The following is a 1,199-nucleotide window of genomic DNA, read 5'->3' as shown; positions in this document are numbered from 1 at the left end:
TTCTGATACCGAACATACTTTAGCAATATCCGCGATACTATATTGAAAAACATCCTTTAATAATAAAATTACGGATTGTTGCACATTTAACGAAGATAATACTTTCCCTACCATTTCATGCAAATCTGCAATTTTTTCATGTGGTTCTTCAAATGTATTTTGCTGTTCTAACTTTTCTTGAACGGATTTTGATTTCATTTGATCTAACCATTGATTTCGAGCAATTTTATACAGAAGCGTTATACAAATTTTCTTCTCACTATACTTTTGAAGAACTTTGCAAATTGCTTCTTGGGCAAGGTCTTCCCCATCCCATTTATTCTTCGTCAAAAACGTACAGTACCTTTTTACCTCTGCATAATGTTCAATCAATAAATTTATATTTGAATGATTCATATCGATATGATCCTTTAAAACCTGAGTTACTTTTGTGCACAAAATAACCACTCCTTTTCAGCGCTTACTTATTAAACGATTGAACAAATAAAAAAGTTACGGGGCTTATAATAAATTTTATGTTTATGTTCATGAATACGGGTCATAAATATGTTATATAGCATTTTACATGAGGAGGAATCAATTTGCCAAAATTAACAGTTGAAGGTACCGGAACTTTTGATGTTGAGGAAGGGACAAAACTAGTATTAGCACTTGAAGATAACGGTGTACACATTCTTCATCGTTGCGGTGGCAAAGCAAGATGTACAACTTGCCGAGTTGAAGTCATTGCAGGTGATTTTTGTGAGGCTACAAATGATGAAAAACAAGCTATTACGGAAAAAGGAATTGAAGACCACTTACGATTATCGTGCCAAATGCGTGTACATAAAGATATTACTGTTCGCCCTATACTTACAGTTGAAAATTCCGGTTTAGATGCTGGACCACGTCCGGCGGAGTAAAATGATGAATTTAAAACAGCTAGCCGGTGAATATGCTGCTGGCTTTGTAAAAGATGGTATGAAGGTTGGACTTGGTACGGGTTCAACTGTATATTGGACAATACAAAAATTAGGTCAACATGTAAAAGAAGGGTTATCTATTCAAGCTGTACCGACATCAAAAGAAACTGAAGCATTAGCAAAACAACTATCTATTCCGTTAATCTCTTTAAATGAAACCGATATACTCGATCTCACAATCGATGGAGCAGATGAAATCAATAATGATTTACAATTAATAAAAGGTGGCGGTGGTGC

General features: G+C 34.7%; 3 protein-coding genes. 2 read left to right on the top strand and 1 reads right to left on the bottom strand.

Annotated features, from left to right (window positions below; genetic code table 11):
• The coding region (locus AC1DTM_RS27400) for an RNA polymerase subunit sigma-70 (protein ID WP_477001368.1) at positions 1 to 438 on the bottom strand (438 nt) is incomplete at its 3' end.
• 143 nt (positions 439 to 581) lie between these two features.
• On the opposite strand from AC1DTM_RS27400, the gene AC1DTM_RS27395 reads away from it, so the two are divergent.
• Both AC1DTM_RS27395 and rpiA read left to right on the top strand, forming a co-directional pair.
• Positions 582 to 902 (top strand): 2Fe-2S iron-sulfur cluster-binding protein, encoded by a 321-nt coding sequence (locus AC1DTM_RS27395; RefSeq protein WP_002110280.1) that lies wholly within the window; start codon positions 582 to 584, stop codon positions 900 to 902.
• A 4-nt stretch (positions 903 to 906) separates the two neighbouring features.
• The coding region (gene rpiA / locus AC1DTM_RS27390) for a ribose 5-phosphate isomerase A (RefSeq protein ID WP_477001367.1) at positions 907 to 1,199 on the top strand (293 nt) is incomplete at its 3' end.

This window comes from Bacillus sp. P4_D3 (assembly GCF_056401855.1).
This window is presented reverse-complemented; position numbering and strand designations above follow the sequence as displayed.